This is a genomic window from Paenibacillus sp. FSL H7-0942, assembly GCF_045040715.1.
GTDB classification, from domain to species: domain Bacteria; phylum Bacillota; class Bacilli; order Paenibacillales; family Paenibacillaceae; genus Paenibacillus; species Paenibacillus amylolyticus.
The window spans coordinates 4,115,941-4,142,233 of the sequence record NZ_CP150279.1 but is presented as its reverse complement, the minus strand read 5'-3'; the positions used below and the strand labels follow the sequence as shown (position 1 = coordinate 4,142,233).

The window sequence follows — 26,293 nt, the reverse complement described above, 5'->3', positions numbered from 1 at the left end:
ATTGATTGATGATACTATAACTCTTGTATACAACAACATAGACATATACGAGATACATGATGGGGGCATAAGAAGATGCAAGAAATGAAGCGAAAAATTGTTTTTATTGATATTGATGGCACATTGGTCGACGATGACGGAAGTATTCCGTTGTCAGCACAGAAGGCTTGTAAACAGGCCAGAGAGAACGGACATCTGCTCTATTTATGTACAGGCCGATCCAAAGCAGAAATTTATGATTCCATCTGGGATGTCGGATTCGATGGTCTGATTGGTGCAGGTGGGGGTTATGTGGAGTTTGGCAAGGACGTGTTATATCACAAAAGGGTAACAGCGGAAGATGTTCGACATATGGTCGATTTTTTCAATGAAAACGGCATTGACTTTTACCTTGAATCCAATTCGGCATTGTATGCGAGTAGCAATCTTCAACCTCACCTGGAACGCCGTATCTATGGTGATGTGGAGAATGACCCTGTAGCCAGAGAGAAGAAGGAGCTAAAGCCGCACCCGTTTATTGCCGGATTAACGTATGGTGAGGCCGACCTGTACAAGGATGATGTGAACAAAGTATGTTTCTTGGAGAGCTCAGCCATCCCGTTTGAGCGGATCAAGCAAGAGTTTGAAGGGAAATTCGAAGTCATTCAGTGCACTGTGCCAATCTTTGGTGAAGGGAGTGGTGAACTGATGATCCCTGGCATTCATAAAGCCATTGCGATCGCCGATCTGCTGAAGCATCTGGGCATGTCCCAAGAAGATACATTTGCCATCGGTGATGGCATGAATGATGCTGAGATGTTGGAATTTTGTAACATCGGAATTGCCATGGGTAATGCAAAGCCAGGTCTGAAAGCCATTGCAGATGATATTACTGGAACAGTCGAGGAAGATGGATTGTATCATAGTTTTGTGAAGTATGGATTGATCACTTGATAAAGAAGACAAGGTGAGAGAGATCAAAACGGTTAATATGTACACCCTTTGTCCCAAACCTTATTTTAGACCCTGCATATATTATTGCAGGGTCTTTTTTTGGTTTAAACAGATCAATTTATATTTTTACAAAAGGATTCTAATCAAACCATAACATCTAAGTGAAGGAGAGAATCGAAATGGCCATTCTATCAACCGGACCTATCGAGAATAATGCCGTCAGTGATGTACGGCCAACACAACAAGTTACCGTTAAAATTGATAACAGGAATTCTCTGGATGGATCCGTTGTTTTGATACAAGGGTATAATCTGACCTCTACGAGGACTTTATATGTCAGCGAGCAGATTTCAATTGATCCGGATCAGGTAGTGACAAGAACTTATTTTGCCAATCTTGATGCATTTGAATTTGTCTTTACAGTTGAAGGTGTAGCTATAGAGCAGACAGAGATTTCCGTGTGGGGCAAAAATGAAACCGGCCAGCTTGTTGCTGCACATCGATTAGTTTCTTCCGAACTTGAAATAGAGGGGGATAATACGTCAGTCAACCGCATATATGTAGCCAATTTTAATAGTAACGATGTTTCCGTCATTAATGGCGCTACGAATACGGTGATTGCTACCATTCCTGTGGGGACGAATCCTGCAGGGATTGATGTCAATCCATTAACGAGTCGTATTTATGTTGCAAACAGAAGCAGTAATACCATTTCCGTCATTAATAGTATAACCAACGCAGTGATTGCTTCTGTTCCGGTTGGGAGCGAGCCAAGTGACGTAGGGGTCGATATAGCGACCAATGCTATTTATACGGCAAATTTTAATTCATTGGACACAACTGAAGATATAACCGTCATTGATGGATTAACTAACACGGTGATTGATGCGATCACTATTCCGGGGCTCAATTTTTTAACTGGAGTAGGTGTCAATTCCTTAACCAATCGCATCTATGCAGCTAATTTTAATTCTGATACGGTGTCTGTGGTCGATGGAGAAACGAATACGGTGATTGCTACAATCCCCGTTCAGGTCAATCCATTCCGTGTAGGTGTCAATCTAGCCACCAACCGTATTTATGTATCGAATTTAACCAGTAATACGGTTTCCGTTATTGATGGATTGACGAATACCGTCATTGATACCATTCCGGTCGGCGTTACGCCAGCTGAAGTAGCGGTTAATACCTCCACAAACGCCATTTACGTACCCAATCGAGACACGGATAATGTTTCAGTAATTAGTGGATTAACAAATACCGTGATTACTACTGTTCCGGTCGGGAATAATCCAAACGGAGCGGGCGCCAATCCGTTAACTAATCGAGTTTATATAAGCAATCAAGATGACAATACCATTTCTGTGATCGATGGCGAAACAAATACGGTGATTGCTACTATTCCGGTGGGGGCACGTCCGTTCGCAGTAGGTGTAAATCCGTAGAAAGGTGAGGGGATTTGGATGAAAGAAGTTATAACGGCATCAGACTTAATGGAGCAGCTGATCACCATGAACAAAGAAAATTCTGTATGCCAAGTTAGGATTCCAGGTAAGGGGAATCGTGAGTCTTGAATGATCAGATCAGAATGGAACAGGCATCTCCTCAATGGGGGTGTCTATTTGCATTAAGGAGCCCAAAAAGAATGACGAATTTTTTTCCGTTCATAGAAATAGATGCCCCTCCTTTTGACTTTGTTATTGCATAACTCCTAATGAAAGTTTAATATAAATTTTGAAAACAAGGAATTTATTGGTTTTTGTTTGTCGAAGTGCATGAAATATAAAGTTGATACATGGAGGATGCTGGATGAGTAATGTAGCTCTGTTGTTTCCTGGGCAAGGTTCTCAGATGGTTGGGATGGGTAGAGACTTTTGGAATAACTTCGATGTGGCTAAGAAGTTATTTGAAGAAGCCAGTGACGCCATTTCTTTCGATTTGAGAAAGTTATGTTTTGAAGGTAGCATGGATGATTTGACAATGACGATGAATGCTCAGCCTGCACTTTTGACTGTTAGTGTCATAGCATATCAGGTGTATATGCAAGAAATAGGGATGGAACCCGCTTATTTGGCTGGGCATAGTTTGGGAGAATATTCGGCTCTGGTCTGCGCAGGTGTTCTCTCATTTCATGACGCCATTAAACTGGTAAGACAACGGGGTATCATTATGCACAATGCAGACCCGGATCAGAAAGGTACCATGGCCGCCATTTCAGGTATTCATTTAGATACACTTCAAAACATATGTGAACAAGTTTCCACGATCGAGCGCCCTGCTTGTGTGGCTTGTGTGAACGCTAACCAGCAGTTTGTCATTTCGGGACATCGGCACTCTATACAAGAAATTATTAAAAGGACAGAAGCCCTGAGAACGAAACATTCGTATATCAATGTAAGTGGTCCCTATCATTCTCCCATGATGCAAACCGCAGCAGAACAATTCAAAGTTGAATTGGATCAATATCAATATGCCCATGCAAAATACCCGGTTATTTCCAACGTTACAGCAGCACCCTATGAGTCTGATCGATCTGTCGTGGATTATTTAACCATGCAGATGACGATGCCTGTAAGATGGTCAGAGTCTATGCTCTATCTGGTTGCAAATGGGGTTACTGAAGTTATAGAGTTGGGTTCTAAACATGTGTTAGTTAGTCTTATGAGTAAAATAACGAAGCGTATTGTACCGTACTCGCTAAGTCAGCCTTCTGATTTACTAATGCTTACAAATACACAAGAAAGGAAAAATAAGCGGTTAACGATTCGTAAAAAGTTGTTATCAGAACTAATAGTAACCGCACTCATTTCAAGGAATTATAACCCAGATTCGATATCATACACCCAAACGGTTGAGCCATTATTTCACCAATTACAACGGGCAAAGGAACAAGTAAACAACAATGAATATGAACTTAGTGAAGAAGAGATAAATGATGCTCTACAGGTATGTCATTCCATTATTATAGCAAAAAATATTCCATTGGATGGAACCGCGTTGATTGATGCAATCTAGTACTCGATCTGTGCTTTTGCAAGATCTATATTACAGCAACAGACTGCCTTTTTATAAGGTAGTCTTTTTGTCCTTTAATGCATCTGAACTTGTTGAAGCTTCAGATATTTGGTAATAAATATGTCAATAACCCACAAATCAATCTCTATTTTTTACCATATAGTAACAATAAACTGATTGATTTTACATATATTTCTATGGTAAAATTTTGCTTGAAATATGTGTAAATAATTAGATAAGCATGTTAGAGATGATTCATTTGGAGGAGAGATATGTATACTAATCAGTTTCAAACACTAGTGGATATTATCCGCGACAGAGGTAAAATAACCGACCGCGGTATTCGTTTTATCGATGCGGACAAACGTGAAACTTTTATATCTTATCATCAATTATTTACTGAGGCACAAGGGTATTTAGGTTATCTACAAGCCATCGGAATTAAACCTAAACAAGAGATTATTTTTCAGATTCAAGAAAACAAACGGTTTTTAGTCGCATTCTGGGCTTGTATACTCGGTGGAATGATCCCTATCCCTGTAAGTATTGGTGAAGATGAAGAACAAAACTTGAAAGTATGCCGTATTTGGAATTTGCTAAATAACCCTTTCATGATTGCATCTGAGAAGGTGCTGGATAAAATGAAGAGATTTGTTTTGGAACATGACATGCTTGATTTCCATCATCAATTAGAAGTCAGAACGGATCTGATCCAAGATACCATATATCATTATGAATCTATTAATAATATAGTTGAACCTCAGTCTGATGACTTGGCATTTATTCAATTTTCTTCTGGATCAACCGGTGATCCCAAAGGCGTTATGCTCACCCATCGAAACCTGATTTATAATACTTGTGCTGCTATTAATGGCACACAAATTAGTTCAAACGATAGTTTTCTCTCCTGGATGCCCCTTACCCATGATATGGGTTTGATTGGATTTCATCTCGTACCCCTCGTGGCAGGAATTCATCAGTACTTGCTCCCAACGGAATTATTTATTCGCAAACCGATTCTATGGATGAAAAAAGTAAATGAACACAAAGCAACCATACTGTCTTCTCCTAACTTTGGTTATAAATACTTCCTGAATTTCTTTCGCGAAGACAAAGCGGAGGGATGGGATCTGTCATCTGTCAGAGTCATTTATAATGGGGCGGAACCTATATTACCCGAAGTGTGTGATGAATTCCTAAATGTATTGTCAGCATATCAATTAAAGAAAACAGCCATGTTTACCGTATATGGATTAGCAGAGGCCTCTGTTGCCGTCTCCTTTCCCAAGGTAGAAGAAGAATTTACTGCGGTGTACGTTCACCGGGATCATCTGAACTTAGGGGAGCGTGTCATCGAAGTCGAGAAACATGCTGAACATGTGGCATCATTTGTTGCCGTTGGCGAAGCAATTGATTATTGCCATGTTAGAATTTGCGATGAGGAAATGAACAGTGTTCCCGATTTGGTTATTGGAAAAATTCAAATCAAGGGGGATAACGTCACCCAAGGTTATTATAATAATTCACTAGCAACGGAGAAGTTATTAACGCACGACGGATGGGTGAATACAGGAGATCTGGGTTTTATCATGAACGGAAAACTGGTTGTAACAGGGCGGGAAAAAGACATTATCTTTATCAATGGTAAAAATGTATATCCCCATGACATTGAACGTGTCGCCATACAATTAGATGATATTGAACTCGGAAGAGTTGCTGCTTGTGGTGTGTATGATTCGAATAGTCAAAGTGAAGAAATTATTGTGTTTGTCGTGTACAAAAAAAAGATCGAACACTTCTTGACGCTTGTTAAAGAAATCAAAAGACATCTATATAAACATGGGGGATGGAGTGTCAAAGAGGTACTGCCCATCAAAAAATTACCCAAAACAACAAGTGGGAAAATCCAGCGGTATCAGTTAGCCAAGCAGTATGAAGCAGGCAAATTCTCAACAGAATCTGCATTCATCCATGACTGGATCAAGAATGACAATGACAAGGCAAAAGAAAAGGCTGCTGTTTCGATTCGAGTCATAGAACGTGAATTAACTTCACTATTTTCTGAAGTGCTGGTTGGGAAAAAGGTTGAACTTGAGGATAGCTATTTTGATATGGGTGCAACTTCATTACAGCTGGCCCAAATCGCTGAACGTATAGAACAAAAATACGGAGAAGAGCTTGCTGTTACGGACCTCTTTACCTATCCCTCGATAACTGAATTGGCAGCATATCTGGCTAGAGGCTACAGCGAGACCATGCAAGTCAACAAAACTCAAGAGGATCATACGCCATCCAAAGATATTGCTATTATCGGTATGTCTTTGAATCTCCCTGGTGCATCAAATGCAAGCGATTTTTGGCGTGTTTTGGAAAATGGAACGCATAACATTCGGGACTACCCGGAAAGTCGGATAAAAGACGCAGCGGATTATATACAATCCATGCGAAGTGAAATGAGCGAAGTTCAATGGATCAAGGGTGGTTACTTGGATCAGATTGATCAATTCGACTATTCTTTCTTTGGCATAACCCCAAAAACTGCACAATTTATGGACCCGAATCAAAGGATGTTCTTGCAAACGGCATGGCATACGATTGAAGACGCTGGGTATGCAGGGGAAGGAATCAATGGAAGAAATGTGGGCGTGTACGTGGGGTATTCCAAAGTTGGGTATGATTACGAACGGCTCGTGACAGCGAGTTACCCCGCAGAACTCAAAAATTATATCATTGGAAATTTACCATCTGTACTGGCGAGCAGAATTGCATATTTCTTGAATTTAAAAGGCCCGGCCTTAACAATTGATACCGCTTGTTCCTCCTCACTTGTTGCTGTTCACATGGCATGTAAAGGATTGCTCGCTGGAGACTGTGAAATGGCAATCGCAGGCGGCATTCGAACGGCATTAATACCAATAAGTATCGGACTGGATATGGAATCTCCAGATGCATTGACGAGAACGTTTAGCGAAGATGCCAACGGCACGGGATTTGGCGAAGGTGTTGGGTCGGTCATGTTGAAGCCAATGCAGCAAGCGATTAAGGATGGGGATCATATCTATGGTGTGATTAAGGGAAGTGCGATTAATCAGGATGGCAAGACGGTAGGAATCACAGCACCTAACCCGGAGTCACAGACCAATGTGATCGAACAGGCATGGAAAGAAGCCGGCATTTCTCCTGATACGCTTAACTTCATTGAAGCACATGGAACAGGGACAAAATTAGGTGATCCGGTTGAGTTCAATGCTTTGCGTAAAGCTTTTGAGAAATATACGGATCGGAAACAATTTTGTGCAATCGGATCTGCCAAAGCTAATATTGGACATGGTTTTGAAGCGGCGGGGATCGCTGGATTAATTAAATCTATTCTTATGTCTCAACATAGAAAGATTCCACCATTGGTTCACTTTGACAAGCCTAATCCCCTGCTTAAGTTTGAAGCTTCACCTTTTTATGTGAATCAGGAATTAATGGCTTTTGGTGAAAAAGAGGGTCCATTACGATGCGGGGTTAGTTCTTTTGGTTTCAGTGGTACCAATGCACATGTGGTTCTCGAAGAATATGTTCCTTCCCCAACCGTAGATAAAAGAATGTCCCAAGAGCCTCATCTATTTGTTCTGTCTGCTGCCACGGAACGGGCGCTGGATGAATTGGTTAGAACGTATCATGAATATCTAACCGATCACACGGATGTTTCCATTCAACAAATCTGTTATACAGCCAGTACGGGAAGGGCTAATCTGGATTATCGGCTTGCCATCGTAGTCACGAGTACACAAGAATTACATGAAAAATTGAAACGAATTGCAAGCGGAGAGGGTAAACTGCCAAATGTTTATTTTGGTTATGCCAAAAAAGACAAAACGCTTGTTAGCGATCATCTCTATGTTCAGGGAAAGGCAGAATCTTTAAATGAACTCGGTCAGTTATTTACACTGGGGGCAGTGATTGATTGGGAAAGGTTTTATAATCATGAAGTCATTCGGAAAATTCCATTACCTCTATATCCATTTGAGCAGAAGCGCTGTTGGATTGAAGTCAAACATACGATACCAGCGGGACATAGGTCAGAGAGGAATGAGGTTCAAATGGAGATGAATACAAACGATATTGAATTAAAGATTAAAACAAGCATCAGTCGTGCATCTGGTTTGAAGTTGGAAGAGCTGGATCATCAAGCTCATTTTCTCCAAATGGGATTGGATTCCATTATTCTTGTGCAAATTCAGAAGGAAATCTCAGAGCTGTTCCGTTTGAATATCCCGATGGAAATGTTTTTTGAAACCCTTACAAATATTAATTCCTTAGTTAAGTATGTGTCAGAGAATATAAAACAACATGATGTATCTGAGAACATAAAAAATGAAACCGATCAGGAGCGTACTGAACAACAAAATCTGGCATCTGTGAACAATATAAACACGGCAAAATCATCAGGGAATGTGTCGGAACAAATTGTGATGTCTGCCATTCAGCTTATGGAGTCCCAATTAAAAAGTTTGAATGTGCTGTTAGGCGAGCAAATGAATGCTGATCAATCGCCTCTTTTGGAAATGAAACATCATGAAACCCAAAAAGTTCAAGCTTCACCGGTAATGAATGAAATCAATAAAACCAATGAACCCAAAAAGATCCAACCGGATTCGGAATCGAAGGAAGCCAAACCTTTTATACCCTATCAATCGTTGAAAATTCATGAAGAGAGCGGATTATCACCGCTTCAGAACCAGTATGTTGAACAATTTATAGCCAAGTATACCGCAAGAACCAAAGGCTCCAAATTAAAAACAGGCCAAACACGTTTGGTTCATGCGAATAATCGCAATGTATCCGGATTTCGCTCGTATTGGAAGGAAATGGTGTATCCCATCATTTCAACGCGTGCAGAGGGATCTAAGTTATGGGATCTGGATGGGAATGAGTATTTGGATCTGACGATGGGATTTGGAGTAAATCTATTTGGTCATAATCCAGCATTTATTCAAAATGTAATAGCAGACAGCCTCCAGGAACAATTGCCTCCATTGGGCCCTATGTCAGACTTGGCAGGAGATGTCGCAGCTAAAATTTGCGAGCTAACGGGTGTAGAGCGTGTCGCATTTTATAATTCAGGAACAGAAGCTGTCATGGTTGCACTTCGTTTAGCGAGGGCAGCAACGGGGCGTTCCAAAGTTGTATTATTTTCAGGATCTTACCACGGTACACATGATGGCGTGTTGGGTGTAGCGAATCCTGGGGATGCTTTATCGTCTGCGCTGCCTATGGCTCCTGGTATTGTAAATAGCGCTATAGATGATTTGATTATTCTTAATTATAACCATCCGCAATCCCTGGATATGATTCAGAACCTGGGTGATGAATTGGCTGCTGTACTTGTAGAGCCGGTGCAAAGTCGAAGACCTGATATGCAGCCAACACAATTCTTACGGGAACTTAGAGAGATCACGAAACAGTTTGGCATTGCACTTATTTTCGATGAAGTTATCACTGGATTTAGAATTGGTCTGGGTGGAGCACAGGATTGGTTTGGGGTTCAAGCAGATTTGGTTACGTATGGGAAAGTGGTCGGTGGCGGGCTGCCTATTGGCATAGTCGCGGGTAAAGCTGAATTTATGAATCCGGTAGATGGTGGAACCTGGAACTTTGGTGATGATTCTTACCCTTCCGACGCAGATAAGAAAACGTTTGTCGGTGGAACCTTCTGTACACACCCTCTTACGATGAGAGTGATGTTAACGGTACTACAGTATCTTCAATCTGAAGCAGAAACCTTATATAAGGAATTAAATGAAAAAACAGATTATCTTGTTAATGAATTAAATACGTTTTTCAAAACAGCGAATGTACCGATGCAAATGGTGAACTATGGATCTTTATTTCGATTTATATCATTTGGAGATATGGAATTATTCTTCTACCATTTAATTTATAAAGGTTTATATATTTGGGAAGGTCGTAACTGTTTTATATCAACTGTGCATTCCATGGGTGACATGGATATGATAATCAGAATTGTGAAAGAGACGATCCATGAACTACGCGAGTGGGGGTTTATCCCTGGTGAATCGCCTGTTTCGGAATATCCGCTCTCTTTAGAGCAAAAACAATTATTGTTAACTTCATTACATGGGGAAGATGCGAATGCTGCATTAAATCAGAGTGTTATTTTAAAAATGACAGGTGGAATAAAGCCTTCCACACTGGATCAGGCCGTGAATCAGATCGCACAGCGTCATGAAGCTCTGAGAACAGTCATTCATGCCGATCGTGAAACACAACAAATCATATCCGAAATGGAACTTCAATGTACATGGTTGGATTTCTCAGCATATGCGGGTGAGGATCAAGAACGGGAAATTTCCAATTGGTTATCTGCCGATGCAAATGAAGCCTTCGATTTACAGTCTGGGGAGCCTCTATTTAGAATCACCTTGCTTAAAAAGGCAACTGATCAATACCTTATGGTGCTGACATTTCATCATATTGTTGTAGATGGCTGGTCGATTGCTGTATTCATTCAAGAGTTGGAACATACCTATTCTGCTCTGGTCCGAGGAGTTTCGGTTCAATTACCTGAAGCCACTCCATTCCGTGAGTATTTAAGATGGCAACGACTTGAACATGAAAAAGGCTCATTTACCGAAGGGATTCAGTTCTGGAAAGAACAATTTTCCTTATCCTATCCCAACGTTACACTTCCAACGGCACCGTCCGATGATGTGCCCAAGGGATATGACGGTGAAAGATATTCTATTAAGCTAGATCATCAATTAACAGAGTCATTGCGAACGTTAAGCATCAATAATAAGAGCAGTTTGTTTGTAACAATGTTTGCAGCGTTTCATTTATATTTACATCAACTAACAGGGCAGTCTCACCTTGTCATCGGCGTGCCTACAGCGGGTCAGTCTCATATGCAAAAAAATGCACTGATTGGCAACTGTGTCAACATTGTACCTGTTCATCATGCCTTGTTAACGAAGCAATCCGTTGTAGACCATGTCCTTGAGCTCAAGGAAACGCTGGCTCTAGTCATGAAGCATCAGCATGTTCCATTGACCCTCGTATCCGAACAGCTTGCTCATATGACTGCACCGGATACCCGGATTTTATTTAATATGGACAGAACGATTCATCATCTTCAATTTGAAAATATCAAGACTGAATTCATGTCGTATCCGATCAAACATATTTCTTACGATTTGTTTCTTAATATTACGGATGTTAGCCATGAATTGTACCTTGATTTTGATTACAATACCGATCTTATTGGACCTGAGATGATGAAACTGTGGTCTGAAGGATTTAAGGGTTTGCTGCAAAAAATGGTGAGTCATCCAGAGGCTGAAATTTCGTCTTTGACGTTGTTCTCATCCGAGCAACAGGACCAATTACAGGAAATATATAATCGGTTTGTTACGGAGCGTCTTCCTCACGTTAATCATGCAGCCATATTCGAGTCTCCAGTCAATGACGTGGAGAAAAAGCTGGCTTTGATCTGGGAGGACGTATTATCCCTCGATCAAGTGGGGAGACATGATCACTTTTTTGATCTCGGAGGTAACTCGCTCAAGGCGACAGTAATGCTATCCAAGGTACATGAGCAGTTTCAACACAAAATTTCAATCGTTCAATTCTTCCAAAACCAACGTCTGAAGCAGCTTGCCAGTCTGATTACAGGCGAGAACGAGGAAACATTCATTCCGATTAAGGCATTGGACGTCAAGGAATTCTATGAGACATCATCTGCACAACAGCGGATCTACTTTTTGGATCAATTTGAGCCGAATAGTGTGTTTCAGAACATGTGCGGCCATATTACGGTCACAGGAAATATCGATGAAGCTAAATTGATTTCGTCATTGGAACAAATCGTGCACCGTCACGAAGCTTTTCGCACCAGTTTCCATCTGATGGATGGAGAGCTTTACCAGCGTATTGCTCCAACGATTGATTTTGAAGTGAAACGATCTCAGGAAAGCTCTGCTTCATTCGAACAACATGTTAAGACGTTTGCCAAACCATTTGATTGCTCCAAAGCGCCGTTAATACGTGCCGAATTCATTCGTATAGACGATGATCATGCAGAGATCCTCATTGAGATGCATCATATTATATCGGACGGATATTCCGTTGGTATTCTTGCGAATGAATTGATTGATGCGTATGACGGAAGAAGCATGTCGGACATTGAGGTTGAATACAAAGACTTTGCAGCTTGGGAGAAAGAATTTCTGGCGGGGGAGTCGTATAAGCAGCAAGAAAAATATTGGCTGGATCAATTCAAAGGAGAACTCCCGAACCTTAATCTGCCTACTGATTTTGTTCGGACACCTCATTTGACTTCGGCAGGTTCAAGATTGTCATTTGTGTTGGATCAGCATTTGAAGCAGTCGCTGGAAAAGCTTGCGAAACAAACGGGAACTACGATGTTTATGGTGTTATTGGCAGCGTATAATGTGCTGCTTCATCAATACACAGCACAAGAAGATATGATTGTAGGCACGCCAACATCAGGAAGAAACCATCCGGATGTCGAGAATATGATAGGTGTCTTTATCCAGACGGTAGCGATTCGCTCACAGCCGGTGGGGAATAAGTCGTTTCGATCCTATCTCGAAGAAATTAAAAAACAATCCCTGGATGCATTGGATAACCAGGACTATCTTTTTGACAATCTTGTAGAGAAATTAAACACACATCGGGATACCACTGGGACAGCACTTTTTAATACGATGTATATCTTCTTAAATACCGCGTTGAATCAACGGCAAGAACAGGATTGCAGCTTTAAAGTTAGAGAATTAAATGTCGGTGTATCGTTGTATGATCTGATGTTCATCGTTGAGGATGATAACGAGTGTCTGGAAATGCACTTTAATTACAAGACGGAGCTGTTTGAACGGGATACCATCGACAGAATGAAAACACATCTGTTCAACATCCTCAGAGACATTGTGATCGAACCTGATATTGCCTTGTCCGATATTCAAATGCTGTCTGAACCTGAGCAGAACGTTCTTTTATATGACTTTAATGATACCAACATAGAATATTCCCGGGATCAGACCATACAGGAGTTATTCGAAGCACAGGTGGAACGGACACCTGATCAATTGGCTGTTAGTTTTGGAAATGAGCGATGGACGTATCGTCAATTGAATGAACGGGCGAATCAGTTGGCATTTACGCTTAGAGCTGAGGGAGTGCAGCAGGATCAATTTGTAGGTATTCTGACAGATCGTTCGATTGATATGATCGTTGGCATCTTTGGCATTCTAAAAGCAGGTGGGGCGTATGTACCGATTGATCCGGATTCTCCTGAAGAGCGTATCCGGTACATCCTGCATGATTCGGGGGCAACACTATTAGTCACGCAAACCCATCTCAAGCAGTTGGTATCATTCAATGGCCAAATCATGGATTTGAACGATAAAGAAACCTACGCAGCTAATCTGTCGAATCTGGAACCCGCAGGGAATTCCGAGCAGTTGGCTTATGTGATCTATACTTCAGGCACAACAGGCATGCCAAAAGGTGTGATGATCGAACATCGTCAGGTTCATCACTTGGTTAAAGCGTTGTACAGTCAAGTTATAGATGATCAGCATAGCGGTTTGCATGTCGCTTTACTTGCGCCTTACTATTTCGATGCATCTGTGAAGCAGATATTTGGCGCACTGCTGTCAGGACATGCCTTGTTTATTGTAGACAAGGACACGGTACTGGATGGACAAGATTTAATGAATTATTATCAGCACCACCAAATTGATTTGACGGACGGTACGCCTGCACACCTGAAATTACTATTGAAGGCAAAAAACGTTCAAGGCATATCGCTAAAATATATGCTCATTGGCGGTGAAGCTCTCTCTCAGCAAAGTGTAAATGAAATCACATCATTATTTGCTCTGAATCATATAACGCCTCCAACCATAATTAATGTGTACGGTCCAACAGAATGTTGTGTGGATGTTGCGACATACCGTGTACTTCCAGAACACCTGGATACAGCGAATCAACGAGCTCACCTACCGATTGGTCGAACATTAGGAAATAATCGCCTGTATGTATTGAACAAACATGGCAAAGTTCAGCCTGTAGGCGTCGTAGGGGAATTATGTATCTCTGGTGATGGGGTTGGTAGAGGATACTTGAATTTACCTGAGCTGACAGCAGAAAAATTTGTACGTGATCCGTTTGTCCAGGGAGCGACAATGTACAAAACGGGAGATTTGGTGAGATGGCTTCCCGATGGCCATATCGAGTATCTGGGAAGAATGGATCACCAAATTAAAATTCGCGGATATCGGATCGAAGTAGGAGAAGTAGAAGCAGCACTGTTAGATCTAGAGTGTGTGAAAGAAGTTATCGTCGTTGCACATGAGGATGATCACGGGGACAAATCATTATGTGCATACTTTACAGCGGATTCCACGCTGACGGTGGGAGAGTTAAAACAAAGCCTCTCTAAGGTGTTGCCGAATTACATGGTACCAGCCTACTTTATACAATTGGATCACATGCCTCTGACATCGAACGGGAAAATCGATCGCAAATCGCTTCCGAGTCCAGAAGAAAACATACAAACGGGAAGTGAATATATAGAACCCCGAACTGGGGTGGAAAAACAGTTGCTGCCTATTTGGCAGGATGTGCTTGCCGTGAAAAAAATCAGTGTAAAAGACAGTTTTTTTGATGTAGGAGGCAACTCTTTACGTGCGACTAAGCTGGCCGCCAAAATCAATCAAAAGCTGAATATCCACATATCGGTAAGAAACGTCTTTGAATGGCAGACCATTGAACAGATGGCTCAATCTATTGAACAAATGGAACAGGAAGTATCAGTGTCCATTCCTCAAGTGGAGGAAAAAGAATATTATCCTATTTCTTCGGCGCAAATGAGAATGTACATTATGAGCATCAAAGCTGGCAAGGAACTCATGTACAACATGTCAGGTATGTTTATGTTGGAAGGATCGCTTGATCGGACCAGATTGGAAGAAGCATTCCAACAATTGATTCATCGTCATGAATCGCTTCGGACTGGATTCAAAGTCATACACGGAGAACCGAAACAGATCGTATACCCTAAAATTAACTTTGGAATTGAATTGATCGAGTCAACGGAAGAAGAGATCGAAGATCGAATTGAACAGTTTGTTCGCGCATTTGATCTCGGGCAAGCACCTCTTATGAGGGTGGGACTTATTGAATTTCAGCAGGAGCGTCATGTATTGCTGGTAGATCTCCACCATATCATTGCAGACGGACTATCTGTACATCTTCTGATGACTGAACTTAGCCAGTTCTATAAGGGAGAGGAGCTATCTCCTCTTCGAATTCAATACAAGGACTATGCTGAATGGCAGCAAATGCAACTTCATAGTGAGCGGATGAAAAAGCAGGAGAAGTATTGGCTTAATGTGTTTGGTGAGAGTATCCCGCTATTGGATCTGCCAACAGACTATGAGAGACCTGAAACGCTAAGCTATACGGGAGATGTATTGGGCATTGTTTTGCAGGAAGACATCCTTCCAGGCTTAAGGAACATGGAAGTACGGACAGGAACAACGTTATATATGATTCTATTAGCAGCCTATACGATTCTATTATCTAAATACAGCGGTCAAGAAGATATCATTGTAGGCACGCCGATTGCAGGAAGGACACATGCTGAGCTGGAGCCGGTTATGGGGATGTTTGTGAATACACTGGCTATTCGAAATTATCCTGCCGCGGATAAAACATTCACGGAGTATCTGCTGGAAGTGAAAGAAAATATGTTGAACGCTTATGAGAATCAGGATTATCCGTTTGAAGAATTGATTGAGAAAGTAAATGTAACCAAAGATACTCGGCGGAATCCGTTGTTTGACACCATGTTTGTATTGCAGAATACAGATGCTTCAGAGATTCAGATGGATGGAGTAACCTGTAAGCCTTATGCTCCAAATACGAGAGTATCCAAATTCGATTTAACGTTGTATGTTAACGAATTGCAACACAAGTTAGAAGTGGCCTTTGAATACAGTACGATTTTATTTGAGAAAACAACGATTGAAGCGATGTCACAAAATCTATTGGTCATATTAACAACCATTGCCAACGACCCTCATATTGAAATCAAGAAGATTCAATTGGTTGAAGAATTAATAGATGGGGATACGCTGGCTGATCTAATTGAAGTAGATTTCTTCTAAGCTAACCTAAAAATATAAAGTGATCGGGGTGCCGTATGTCTATTTTTAAGAAACAGGAATCGTATTGGGCAAGCCGATTTGAAGATGATGATCACCTTGTTCATTTGCCTTATTGCAAGACAACCTCCAAACACCCAGACGATACGCAGCACCAGAATGATATATATAAGTCTTTGTCAGCCGATGTTTCATATAAAATCAAGTCCATGTCGCGAAATGCTCCTATGGCGATATATACGATCTTATTAACGGGAGTTCAGTGTCTGTCATATAAATACACGAATGAAACCAAGATGATTATTGGTATACCAACGATGGAAGAAAAGAACACTGATCTATCGCTCTCGAATAAGGTTCTTGTCTTAAAAAATAATATCAATCAAGCGATGTCATTCAAATCCTTATTTAATCAAGTGAAGACCAGTTTAACCGAAGCCATTCAGCATCAACGAATCCCTTTCAGAAAAATGGTTGAACGTTTAAATGTTCAGTATGATTCGAACCATGTACCTCTAATTCATACCTTGGTTTCGTTGAATGAAATTCATCCTGCCCTTGATGAAAATAACGTAAAAGCGGCGACAATGTTCCACTTTGATCTGGAGAACGACTCCATTCAGTTAAGATTAGTTTATGATGATGATCGTTATGATCGCGATTATATGGTTCAAATTGTAGAGCATCTTGACCAATTGTTTTCCATTGTGCTGAACCAACCTGATCTGGAGTTAAGTCATGTCGATATGTTATCGGAGTTTCATCGAAACAAGCTGTTATATGACTTTAACGATACAAGGGTTGAGTATCCACAGAACAAGACGATGCATCAATTATTTGAAGAACAGGTGGAGCGAACACCGGACCATCCGGCAGTTGTATTTGAGAATAGACAGTTAACGTACAGAGAGTTAAATCAAAAATCCAACCAATTGGCCCGATTGCTTCAAGCTAAGGGGGTGCAGGCGGGTCAGTTCGTTGGCATTATGGCAGAGCGCTCACTTGAGATGATCATAGGTTTATTCGGTATTCTAAAAGCTGGCGGGGCATATGTCCCAATCGATCCGGAATATCCGGCAGACCGTATTAACTATATCCTTGAGGATTCAAAAGTGGCTTGGTTGCTGCATCAAAGTCATATACAGGAACCTGAACATTTTGCAGGGACATGTGTCATTCTGGATTCTGAAATAAATCACTATGAGGATCATTTAAATTTGGACGATGGAGCGATCTCCAGTGATTTGGCATATATGATCTACACGTCTGGAACAACAGGTCATCCCAAAGGCGTAAAGATTGAACATGCCAGCATTGTGAATTCCCTGCAATGGAAATCGGATTTTTATCATTTTACCGGAGATGATCGGGTATTAATGCTGAATCCTTTCGTTTTTGATTCATTTATTACTCATTTCTTTGGTCCGATGATATCTGGCTCGACAGTGTATTTGTTAAACCAGCAACAGTGTAAAGATGCTATAGCCATCAATACGATGGTCAAAAAACAGCAAATCACGCACATCCAAAGTCCACCCAGTTTCTTGATGACGCTATTGGAACAAGTAAGCGCGGAAGATTGGGCATCCATGAAAAATGTGGTGGCTGCGGGAGAGAAGATTGTTCCTGCCTTAATACACAAATTGCAGCGCATCAATCCACGCATCGAAGTGTGTAATGAATACGGTCCAACTGAAAATAGTGTTGTATCCACAGTTCTGTCGATCAAGTCGGCAGGTCAAAATATCTCAATTGGGAAGCCTATTGCGAACAATAGAGTCTACATTTTAGGAGAACAGAATGAATTACAGCCTATAGGTGTTCAGGGAGAGTTATGTGTAGCGGGAGCAGGGCTATCCAGAGGTTACTTGAACCGTCCAGATCTGACTGCGGAGAAATTCGTGGATGATCCATTTGTTTCGGGAGCGAAAATGTACAAGACGGGTGACTTCGCAAGATGGCTGCCCGATGGGAACATAGAGTATATAGGAAGGGTGGATCATCAAGAGAAAATTCGTGGACACCGGATTGAACTTGGTGAAGTGGAGACGGCTCTTCTAAATAGTACCCAGATAAAAGAGGCCATCGTCATAGCCAGAGAAGATGAAACGGGAACCAAACAATTATGTGCGTACCTGGTAGGAGAGGATGCAATCACGATTGGGGAACTGCGGGAGGCGCTGTCCCAGCAACTGCCAAACTACATGATTCCGTCCTATTTTGTACAGCTGGATCAGATGCCGCTCACGTCTAACGGGAAAATCGATCGCAAAGCTTTGCCTGCTCCCCAAGAATATATGTTGAAGGGCATGGAGTACGAAGCACCCCGAACGATGGTGGAACAACAACTTGTATCGATCTGGGAAGAGGTACTTGGGGTTGAGAACATTGGGATTTTGGATAATTTCTTCGAGCTTGGAGGAGATTCGATTAAATCCATTCAAGTCTCTTCGAGGTTATATCAAGCAGGTTACCAGGTGCAGATGGATCATCTGTTTAAAAATCCAACCATAGCAAGCTTGATTCCCTATGTTCAACCCATAAGTACCCTGTCAGAACAGGGAATCATCACTGGAAAAGTGATGCTGACTCCAATCCAGCATTGGTTTTTTGAGCAATATAAGGTGGACGCCCATCATTATAATCAGTCCGTGATGTTGTATCGGAAAGAAGGTTTTCATGAAGTTACACTTCGCCGTGTATTCGATAAATTGAGTGAGCATCATGATGCACTTCGTACAGTATATCGCCTTACAGAACAGGGTTATGAAGCGTGGAATGAAGGGTTGGCAAGGGAATCCTTATATACACTTGAAGTGATGGACTTCAAGTCATTAGCAGATCCGTCTCAAGAAATCGAGAAGAAGGCAAATGAAATGCAAAGCACGTTTACGTTGGAACGTGGACCCTTGATGAAGCTGGGCGTATTTCAATGTGCAGACGGAGATCATTTACTCATCGTTATTCATCACCTCGTCATCGACGGGGTTTCATGGCGAATTTTGATCGAAGACCTATCGAGAGGATATGAACAATTAAGTGAGGGAGAATCCATTCAACTACCGCAAAAAACGGCTTCCTTCCAATTATGGGCAGAACAGCTCCAGTTGTATGCGAACAGTGATGCGATAACGCAAGAGCTAGCCTATTGGAATGAAATTGAACAAGCAACCTATAAACCGTTACCTACAGATTTCGAAGCGGATCATGCACTGGAAAAAGACAGTGAAGAGATCACCATGGAATGGTCAGTGGCAGAAACGGAACAATTATTAAAACAAGCGAATCGTGCTTATAAAACGGAAATTAACGATTTGCTGCTCAATGCACTAGGCATGTCTATTCACCAATGGACGGGCATGGATAAAGTGCTGGTCAATCTGGAGGGACATGGAAGAGAACAAATTTTACCGGATCTCGATATTACACGAACGATCGGATGGTTTACGAGCCAGTATCCGGTTGTACTTGATATGGAAGCAAGTTCAAATATGTCTCTTTTCATCAAAACAAACAAAGAAATGATTCGTCAAATCCCTAAAAAAGGGATTGGTTATGGTATTTTACGATATTTAAGTGCACATCAGCAAGAAACGCCCTTTACCTTGAATCCTGAAATTAGCTTTAACTATTTGGGTCAATTTGATCAGGATCTTCAGAATAGTGGGATGCAGATCTCTCCCTATCCAGGCGGAGCAACAGCAAGCGACAATCACAGAAGAAATGTTCTTATCGATATGAATGCCTTAATTGTGGAAGGCAAATTGACGTTATCCCTTCGGTATAGTCGCACACAATATCAAAAAGAAACGATGGAGCGAATGGTAACATATTTTAGAGATCATCTGCAAGAAATCGTGATGCATTGTGTGACAAAAGAGAAGCCGGAATGTACACCAAGTGATCTAACGTTAAAAGGAATTACGATTGAAGAATTAGAAGGATTTGTTCAAGAATCGGAACACATTGGTGAAATCGAAGATATATATGCTTTGTCACCGATGCAAAATGGGATGTTCTTTCATCATTTGCTTCATTCAAAATCGGAAGCGTATTTCCTTCAAACTACGCTGGATCTTCATGGTCCGTTAGACATGGAAGCATTTACGAAGAGTCTGGATCAGTTGATGCAGCGTAATTCGATTCTCAGAACAAATTTTCATAGCAAATGGAATAATGGACCTCTGCAAGTGGTATACCGTCATAAACGGAATGGGCTAACATACGAAGATTTGCGTGAGATGAATAAAGAAGATCGTGAAGCATACGTGGCAGACTATACAAGAGCAGATAAAATAAAAGGTTTCGACCTGTCTCAGGATGTGTTAATGCGTATCTCGATCTTGCAAACGCATGACCAAACCTATCGTTTCATTTGGAATTATCATCATATTTTAATGGATGGCTGGTGCCTGTCTCTTGTAATCCAGGAGTTGTTTGATGGATACTTTGCTATTCAGGAACAACGAAAACTGGAGGCAAAGAGTACGATTCCATACAAACACTATATTGAATGGCTGGACAACCAAGATCATGAAGAGTCCCTGAAATACTGGCGTGACTATTTGCAAGGTTATGATGAGCAGACCACTTTGCCAAAAGAACATTCGATTACGAAGAGTGATGAATATCATTCAGAGCATATGATTTGTACATTAAGTCAAGAATTAACCGGACAAATCGCACAAGTGGCCAGTCAGAATCAGGTGACGCTGAATACGTTTATGCAAACAGCCTGGGGAATGTTGCTACAGATATATAATGGCAGTGAGGATGTTGTATTCGGAAGCGTGGTGTCGGGCAGACCTGCGGCGATTGTTGGAGTTGAGCGAATCATTGGTTTATTCATCAATACCATTCCTGTACGCATTCAGACTCAAGGTAGCGAGACATTTGCAGCGATTATGAAGCGGAATCAGGAACATGCTGTCGCTTCGCATCCACATGACACGTATCCGTTATACGAGATTCAAGCGGAAACATCGCAAAAGCAACATTTGATTGATCATATCCTGATATTCGAAAATTATCCTGTACAGGGCATTATGGAACAGTTTGGGGATCAGGAGGAGACAGCTCTTCGGATTACGAATGTAGAAGCAGATGAACAAACGAACTATGACTTTAACCTGATTATTAAACCAGGCCAATCCATGAAATGCATGTTCTATTACAATGCTAACGTCTATGATCGGGCAAACGTAGAGCGGATTCAAGGTCACTTGATTCGGATGCTGGAGCAGGTGGTTGACAATCCTCATATCCCTATCCATGAAATCGACGTGACCACAACACAGGAGAAAACGCAAATTTTGGAACAGTTTAATGACTCTATGGCTGAATATCCAATGGACAAGACGATTCATGGACTGTTTGAGGAACAAGTGGCAAGAACTCCTGAACACGTTGCGGTTGTATTTGAGGATCAACATTTGACCTATCAAGGGCTGAACGAGAAAGCCAACCAATTGGCAAGAACGTTGAAGGCTAAAGGCATTCAAAATGATCAGTTAATCGGGATCATCGCTGATCGTTCGTTAGACATGGTTGTAGGAATCCTTGCGATTTTGAAAGCGGGTGGCGCATACGTGCCGATTGATCCTGAATATCCGGAGGATCGTATAAACTACATGCTTGAGGATTCGGGTGTACATGTATTATTAATGCAAAGTCATTTGCAAGAACGCATCTCTTTTGCAGGAGAGGTCGTTTGCCTGGATCTACTTGAGTCCTATCATGAAGATCATTCCAATTTGGGAATGACTGCTGCACCAACAGGCCTGGCATATGTAATTTATACCTCAGGAACGACAGGTAAACCAAAAGGGACATGTATTGAACATAAAAATGTGGTGCGATTGTTATTCAATAGTAAAAATTTGTTTGATTTTAATGCATCAGATACATGGACATTATTCCATTCCTTTTGTTTTGATTTTTCGGTATGGGAAATGTACGGGGCATTGCTCTATGGCGGAAAACTGGTTATCGTACCTCAAATGACGGCAAAAAGTCCGGAACAATTTCTACAATTGTTAAAAAACGAGCAAGTGACGATATTGAATCAAACGCCAACGTATTTCTATCATCTTCTTCAGGAAGAACTGGCAGGTCATGCAACAGATCTGAAATTAAGAAAAGTGATTTTTGGAGGAGAAGCCCTCAATCCCGTGTTATTGAAGGAATGGAAGCTGAAATATCCATTTATCCAGTTAATTAATATGTATGGGATAACCGAAACAACGGTTCATGTAACGTATAAGGAAATAACCGACATTGAAATACATGCTGGAAAGAGCAATATTGGAAAACCAATCCCAACGTTGCAGACCTATATTTTGGATAAACATCAACGCATTCAACCGATCGGTGTTCAGGGAGAATTAGTTGTAGCAGGTGAGGGGCTTGCCAGAGGTTATCTGAACCGGCCTGATTTAACCGCAGAGAAATTTGTTGATCATCCCTGGATTACAAAAGGGAAAATGTATCGCACAGGAGATGCCGCAAGATGGCTGCCGGATGGAAATATTGAATATCTGGGACGAATCGATCATCAAGTGAAAATTCGCGGTTACCGAATTGAGCTTGGCGAAGTGGAAACTGCGCTCTTGCAAATAGACTCCATTCAGGAAGCAGTCGTTATTGCCCGTGAGCATAAGGATGGTTCGAAGCAGTTGTGTGCGTATTGGAAAGGCGACAGCTCACTGACAGCGAAGAAAATCAGAATGGCATTATCTCATGAAATTCCGGATTATATGATCCCGTCTTATTTTGTTCAATTAGAGCATATACCGTTAACTTCCAATGGGAAGGTTGACCGTAAGGCATTGCCATCTCCACAAGAACATATGCAAAAAGGGACCGAGTATATGGCGCCGCAGAACGCTGTAGAACAAGCGATCGTCGCTGCCTGGGAAGCTGTGCTTGGTGTTCAAAAGGTTAGCACATCAGATCATTTCTTTGAACTCGGGGGCGATTCGATTAAATGTATTCAAGTTTCCTCACGACTGCTTCAAGCAGGATATAAAGTGGAAATGAAGCATTTCTTCACCTATCCGACAGTAGCGGAGTTGAGTGAACACGTTACATCCGTGAGCACTATTTCTGAACAAGGGGAAGTTACGGGACAAGTGATGCTGACACCTGTTCAGCGCTGGTTCTTTGATCAACATATGGTGGATGCACATCATTACAATCAGGAAATGATGTTCTTTCGTGAAAAAGGGTTTGATGTTCGTTTTATTCACAGCATCATGGATAAGATCGTGAAACAGCATGATGCTCTCCGCATCCTTTATCGACAAGCTCCTGAGGGCGGATATGGAGCGTGGAATCGAGGGGCAGACGAAGAAGGATTATACAGCCTTGAAATCGTTGACCTCAAAACAGAAGCAGATCCTGCATCGTTCATTGAAAATAAAGCAAAAGAAATTCAGAGTGGTATGGATCTGTCTCACGGACCTTTGATCAAACTTGGGTTTTTCCAATGTGCTGAAGGGGATCACCTGCTTATTGCCATTCATCATTTGTTGGTAGACGGGGTTTCATGGCGTATTTTATATGAAGATATTCAGACAGGGCAAGACCAGTTCTTAAGAGGTGAAGAAATCCGGCTTCCTCAAAAAACGACCTCGTTTAAACAATGGGCAGAACAATTGTCTACGTTTGCAGACAGCCCGGCGATGAAGCAAGAGAATCCATACTGGAGTCGTGTGGAGCAGGCCCAGCTAAGCCCGCTGCCTAAAGATATGGATTGTGATGAGACGATTGGCAAAGATAGTGAAACGATCACCATTCATTGGACAGCTGCGGAAACCGAGCAATTATTAAAGCAAACACATCATGCGTACCATACGGAAATTAATGATATATTGCTAACCGCATTAGGAATGGCTGTTCATGATTGGACAGGCATGGGAGAAATCCTCGTAAATCTGGAAGGGCATGGTAGAGAAGACATCCTGCCAGAGCTGGACATTACGCGTACAGTGGGATGGTTTACGAGCATGTACCCCGTTATGATTACGATGGAGTCCGGGGCTGACTTATCAAGGAAGATTAAGACCGTTAAGGAAGGACTGCGTCAGATTCCAACCAAAGGCATTGGTTACGGGATTTCGAGGTATTTGTCACATGGAGATGAAGAATTCAAGTTAGAGAAAAATCCCGAAATTAGTTTCAACTATATGGGACAGGTGAATCAGGATTCGGGCCAAGATGGTATTAAATTCTCGCATTATTCCAGCGGGCCATCTGTAAGTGAAAACAACAAGAGACCTTTTGTTCTAAATATCAATGGCATTGTTACAGAGGGGCGGTTGTCGTTGTCCATTAACTATAGTTCAAAACAATATCGCCGGGAAACGATGGAGCAATTGGCTTGTCTCTATAAGGAAGGTCTTAATAGAGTCGTTGAACATTGTGTAAGGAAGGAACAAACCGAGCTTACGCCAAGTGATATTTCATGCAAGTCATTAACCATTGATCAATTGGATCAAATCGTGGAACACACTGGGCACATCGGTCGAATCGAAAATGTGTACCCACTTACACCATTACAGAAGGAAATGTTGTACGAAAGTGAACGGAATCCAATTTCGGGCGCTTACTTTGTACAAATCATGTTTGATATGCGTGGAGATTTGGATGTTACCTCTTTTGCGCAAAGTTTGGATCAATTAATGCAAAGGCATGCGATATTAAGAACTAATTTTTACAGTGATTTCGTGGATATCCCTCTTCAAATCGTGTATCAAGAGAAGAAATTTGAATTTAACTATGAAGTTGTAGCTGGCACAAGTGAGCTGCAACGTAAAACGTATGTTGACGAGTATATCGAGCAGGACAAGGCAAGAGGATTTGACTTACAACGAGATTCGCTAATCCGTATGTCTGTTTTGAGAATAGAGCCTGAGGAATACCGCGTCATATGGAGTTTTCACCATATTTTGATGGACGGCTGGTGTATGTCTCTTGTAAGCAAAGAGATATTTGAAAATTATTTTGCGATTCGGGAAAATAGAAAGCCTCAATTGACTCTATTAACCCCATATAGTCAATTCATTGAATGGCTGGAACAGCAAGATCATCAAGGTGCAATAACGTATTGGAGTCATTACCTGGATGGTTATGAAGGACAAACGAAACTGCCTGGAGAAAAAATCAAACCGAAACATGAAAGACAGGATTCCAGAACGTTAAACTGTTATTTGGATGATCTACTAATCGAGCAAATGAAACAGATTGCGGAACAGCAGCATGTAACTCTCCATACGTTAATGCAGACGGTCTGGGGTGTATTGTTGCAACAATACAATGAGAGCAACGATGTTGTATTCGGAAGTGTTGTATCGGGCAGACCGCCTGTCATTCCTGGGATCGAAAGCATGATTGGATTATTTATTAATGCGATTCCTGTTCGTATCCAGGCTAAGGCAGATGAGTCATTTATATCTCTAATGAAAAGGAATCAGGCACAAGCTGTGGAGTCACATGCATATGATACGTATTCGTTATATGATATTCAAAATCTGACCAAGCAAAAACAATCTCTGATTAATCATGTTGTTGTGTATCAGAACTTCCCGGTAGAGAACCGAATGGAGAGTCTGGGTCAGAAAGGTGAAACACCGCTTGAGATTATGAATGTTGGGGGTACAGAACACAATAGTTTTGATTTTACCTTGATTGTCAAACCCCATGAAAATATGAAAATCATTTTGATGTACAATGCCAATGTGTATGACCCATCTACCGTTGAACAGATTCAAAAACACTTTATTTCCATGATTCAACAGGTGGTAAGTAACCCGGAAGTTAAAATAAACGAACTTGCGTTGAGTACGTCGAACAGTTATTAATGCACAAGTAATGGGCCGCTCCAAAAGTGAGTTTCCTCCTCACTCAAAGCGCTAACGAATCTGACGCGTCTTAAGAGGTAGATTCGATGTGAATGGCAAACTTAAACGAACCTCAGTAACGTTATTTCGTCATATCAAGGTGTTAGAACCTAAAAAACGACCCAATCGACGAAATAACGTCTCTGTGATTCGTTACACTACAGACCTGTGCAAATCAGAGTGAATAGCGTGTGCCAGGTTCATTAGAATAAATTAACGTTAATAAGGGGTGTCCTCAGTCAT

At 41.5% G+C, this 26,293-nt stretch carries 5 protein-coding genes; all 5 read left to right on the top strand.

Annotated elements, in window-relative coordinates; genetic code table 11:
• Positions 1-75: 75 nt before the first annotated feature.
• Positions 76-933, top strand: coding sequence for a Cof-type HAD-IIB family hydrolase (locus MHI48_RS18325; protein ID WP_340029137.1), 858 nt, complete (start codon positions 76-78; stop codon positions 931-933).
• A gap of 179 nt (positions 934-1,112) precedes the next feature.
• Positions 1,113-2,378 (top strand): YncE family protein, encoded by a 1,266-nt coding sequence (locus tag MHI48_RS18320; RefSeq protein ID WP_036672794.1) that lies wholly within the window; start codon positions 1,113-1,115, stop codon positions 2,376-2,378.
• Positions 2,379-2,742: 364 nt separating this feature from the next.
• On the top strand, positions 2,743-3,948 hold the full coding sequence (gene fabD / locus MHI48_RS18315) for an ACP S-malonyltransferase (protein WP_405141366.1): 1,206 nt from the start codon (positions 2,743-2,745) through the stop codon (positions 3,946-3,948).
• 272 nt (positions 3,949-4,220) lie between these two features.
• On the top strand, positions 4,221-16,154 hold the full coding sequence (locus MHI48_RS18310; RefSeq protein ID WP_405141364.1) for an amino acid adenylation domain-containing protein: 11,934 nt from the start codon (positions 4,221-4,223) through the stop codon (positions 16,152-16,154).
• 35 nt (positions 16,155-16,189) lie between these two features.
• A complete protein-coding gene (locus MHI48_RS18305) occupies positions 16,190-26,011 on the top strand; it encodes an amino acid adenylation domain-containing protein (RefSeq protein WP_405141362.1) in 9,822 nt (3,273 codons plus the stop codon).
• Positions 26,012-26,293: the final 282 nt, after the last annotated feature.

Bases quoted from the DNA above. Each gene is read 5' to 3' on its own strand.
- MHI48_RS18305 (WP_405141362.1), top strand. From the start codon at position 16,190: ATGTCTATTTTTAAGAAACAGGAATCGTATTGGGCAAGCCGATTTGAA.
- MHI48_RS18325 (WP_340029137.1), top strand. From the start codon at position 76: ATGCAAGAAATGAAGCGAAAAATTGTTTTTATTGATATTGATGGCACA.
- MHI48_RS18310 (WP_405141364.1), top strand. From the start codon at position 4,221: ATGTATACTAATCAGTTTCAAACACTAGTGGATATTATCCGCGACAGA.
- MHI48_RS18320 (WP_036672794.1), top strand. From the start codon at position 1,113: ATGGCCATTCTATCAACCGGACCTATCGAGAATAATGCCGTCAGTGAT.
- fabD (WP_405141366.1), top strand. From the start codon at position 2,743: ATGAGTAATGTAGCTCTGTTGTTTCCTGGGCAAGGTTCTCAGATGGTT.